Genomic DNA, 3,099 nt, shown 5'->3' with positions numbered 1-3,099 from the left:
GTTTCATAGGTATTCCTTTTTATTTTTTTGCTAATTTAATTATAAGGAATACCTTCTTTTTTTAAACTAAAAAGTGTGCAATATCTATTACTCCTAAACAATAAAAAGTAAAAAATCGTACTTTCTCTATTGACAAAGAAACAAACATGTATATAATAGTCCACCGTCGTACTAAATTTTTATTAAAGGAGTTTTATATGACAGTAGTCAGCAGTGTAGAAAGTATGGAAAAATCTTTTTTCAAATATATTATTCCTGCTATAGTTTCAACAATGTTGGGAGGATTTTATATAGTTGTAGACGGTTTCTTCGTTGGTAATTCTATGGGAGATATTGGGCTTACTGCAATTAATTTAGTTTATCCTATAGGTACTTTACTTATGGCTACTGCAGTAATGCTTGGTATGGGCGGTTCTGTTATAATGTCTACATATCTTGGAGAGGGTAATATAGAAGGATTTAATAAGGCTAAAGTAAATACTTTTATTTCTCTTATATTAGCTAGTATAATATTAACAGTTGTTCTTCTTTTATTAAAGAATAGTCTTATATATTTGCTTGGTGCAAGAGATGAGGTATTTAAACAGGCTGATTCATATATTACCACTATAATTTTAGGGGGCAGTTTTCAAATAATATCATTCGGTTCTATGCCTATAATAAGAAATTGCGGTAAAACTATTCATGCCATGAGTTTTATGGGAGTTGGTCTTATTACAAATATTATATTAGATTATTTATTTTTAATGGTTTTTAGATTAGAAATGTTTGGTGCGGCACTTGCTACAATAATAGCTCAAGGATTGGTTGCTTTAATAGCAGTTTATTATCTATTTATAAGAAAGAAAAACAGAACAAGAATAAAATTATCAGATTTTAATTTATCAATGACAAAAAGAGCTATACAAATAGGTTTATCTCCTTTTGGTTTGGTTATGGCTCCTTCCTTAATAGTAATTTTTAATAATTTGCAATGTATAAAGTACGGAGGATATATTGGTGCATCAGCATATTCTGTTATAAATTATATAGCTGGTTCTATTTTGCATTTATTTGAAGGAGTGGCAGAAGGCTGTCAGCCTATGATAAGTTATTTTAAAGGTGCCGGTAAAAATAATCTTATGAGAAAGGTTTTGAAAAAAGGTATTTTATTTGCATTTTTATTAGGTTTAATAATTATTACTGTAATATTTATTTTAAAAAATAATTTAGGCTTATTATTTGGTGCATCAGAAGAAACAAATAATATTGTAAAATCAGGTTTAACTATAATATCAATAACATTTTTGCTTCAGCCTATAGTAAGACTTGGAACAGCATATTTTTATTCATCTGGCGAAAGTAAGTATTCAGCATTCTTAACTTATATAGATCCGCTTTTTGTAAGTCCTCTATGTATAGTTGTGCTTCCAATATTTTTGAAGCTTGATGGAATATGGTTTGCTATACCTACAGCACAATTTATATTAATAATTTTGTTTTTCTTCATATATTATAATACTAATATAAAGAAAAATGATATATTTGATAAAGCAGTGTATGAGAATGATTAATTAGAATATTGATTATATTTTGTGTATGATTTATAAATAAAAAATAACGGCTTTAAATAATAAAATATTTAAAGCCGTTTTATTATAAAAAAATACCATTAAAAAATAATAGAAGAAAAAAGCATAAATATAAGTTTCAATAATATCAAAATAAATAAAGCAAATATAGCAGAAATCAATATAAGTTTATTTGCTTTTTCTATATGGAATATTTCTAAATCTTCTAAATATTCACCTACTAAAGGTCTGTCATATATTTCTCCGTCTTTTACATATTCTCCGCCAAGTTCTATATTTAAAGCTCCAGCTACAGTTGATTCTAATCTTGCTTTATTATTTCTTCCATCTCTTTTCAAAGTTTCAAAAGCATTTTTGAATTCATATTTATAGAATTTAGCAGCAATTATATGAGTAAGAGATGTAAATATAGAAGGTATAATATTTAATATATAGCAAAGTTTTATATTGAATATTCCAAAACTATCTTTAGTTTTATTTTCATCAATATAAACAGTATCAGAAGAACTTTCAGACAATGTATAAAGAACCTTATATGCTATACATAAAGGCGCACCTCCCAACAATAAAAATATTGCAGGATATATATAATCTTCTGCAATACTTATAGTTGTATATTCAATAGTGCTTTTTATAATCTGTTCCTGTTCTATATCATCTGTTTCTATCTGAGTATTTTCTTTTAATAGAGATTTAGCCTTTTTTACATCATTTGTTTTTAAACTTCTTACTATATGAGAACTTATTTCTAACGGTTTTCTAATACCAAGTGTAAGATAGCATAATCCTAATTCTATTATTAAACCCAAAATAAAGTGAATTTTATAAAATAACATTAAAAGGAAGAATGGTATTACAAAACTTATAGCTACCATTATCAAAGATGATAAAGTTCCTACAGCAAAAGCTAATTTATCATTTTCTGTTTTACTTTTCTTTTTAAATAAATCTTCCACTATAAAATGAAGTCTTGATATAAAAACAAAAGGATCAAATTTTACATTTTTTATAAATATATTCAAAAGAAATGATATAGGTAATATTAATAGTATTTTCATTATATAGTCCAGTAAAAGTTATTACTAATAATCATCGTAAAATTATAACTTTTCTATAATACTTATATTATTTTTGTCATCTATTTCAGCATAATATCCGCCGCCGTTTTGTAATAGATAATCATAGAAGTTTAAATTTTGTTTATCATATTTGCTGAATATTGACATTATAACACCGCCATGAGTAACTATAGCAGTATAATCTAAATTATTTTTCTTCATATCTTCTATTATATATAGATAGGCATTTTCAGTTCTTGAGAAGAAATCTTCAGAAGTTTCTCCATTAGGAACATTGCTTTTCCAATTAGTTCTGAAAAATTCTTTATAATAAGGGTTATTTTTTAATTCTTCATGATTTTTACCTTCAAAATCACCAAAACATCTTTCTTTTAAATTGTTAATAACTTCTTTAGTGTCATTCATTTCCTCAAAATATATTTGGGCTGTTTCTAAGCATCTTTTCATAG

Annotated in this window: 3 protein-coding genes; 1 reads left to right on the top strand and 2 read right to left on the bottom strand. The window is 25.7% G+C overall.

Translation table 11 applies throughout. The features are described from left to right. Nucleotides 1–197 precede the first annotated feature (197 nt). On the top strand, nucleotides 198–1,553 hold the full coding sequence (locus R4K56_RS14560; RefSeq protein WP_335773188.1) for an MATE family efflux transporter: 1,356 nt from the start codon (nucleotides 198–200) through the stop codon (nucleotides 1,551–1,553). Between the two features lie 98 nt (nucleotides 1,554–1,651). On the opposite strand, the gene R4K56_RS14555 is transcribed toward R4K56_RS14560, so the two are convergent. Then, a complete protein-coding gene (locus R4K56_RS14555) occupies nucleotides 1,652–2,629 on the bottom strand; it encodes a cobalamin biosynthesis protein CobD/CbiB (RefSeq protein WP_335773187.1) in 978 nt (325 codons plus the stop codon). A gap of 42 nt (nucleotides 2,630–2,671) precedes the next feature. Further along, nucleotides 2,672–3,099: histidine phosphatase family protein (locus R4K56_RS14550; RefSeq protein ID WP_335773186.1), on the bottom strand; the 428-nt coding region annotated here is incomplete at its 5' end.

Origin of the sequence: Brachyspira pulli, assembly GCF_036997785.1 — a bacterium.
GTDB lineage: Bacteria > Spirochaetota > Brachyspiria > Brachyspirales > Brachyspiraceae > Brachyspira > Brachyspira pulli.
The sequence above is the reverse complement of the archived record's forward strand: the minus strand, read 5'-3'. Positions and strand labels throughout refer to the sequence as shown.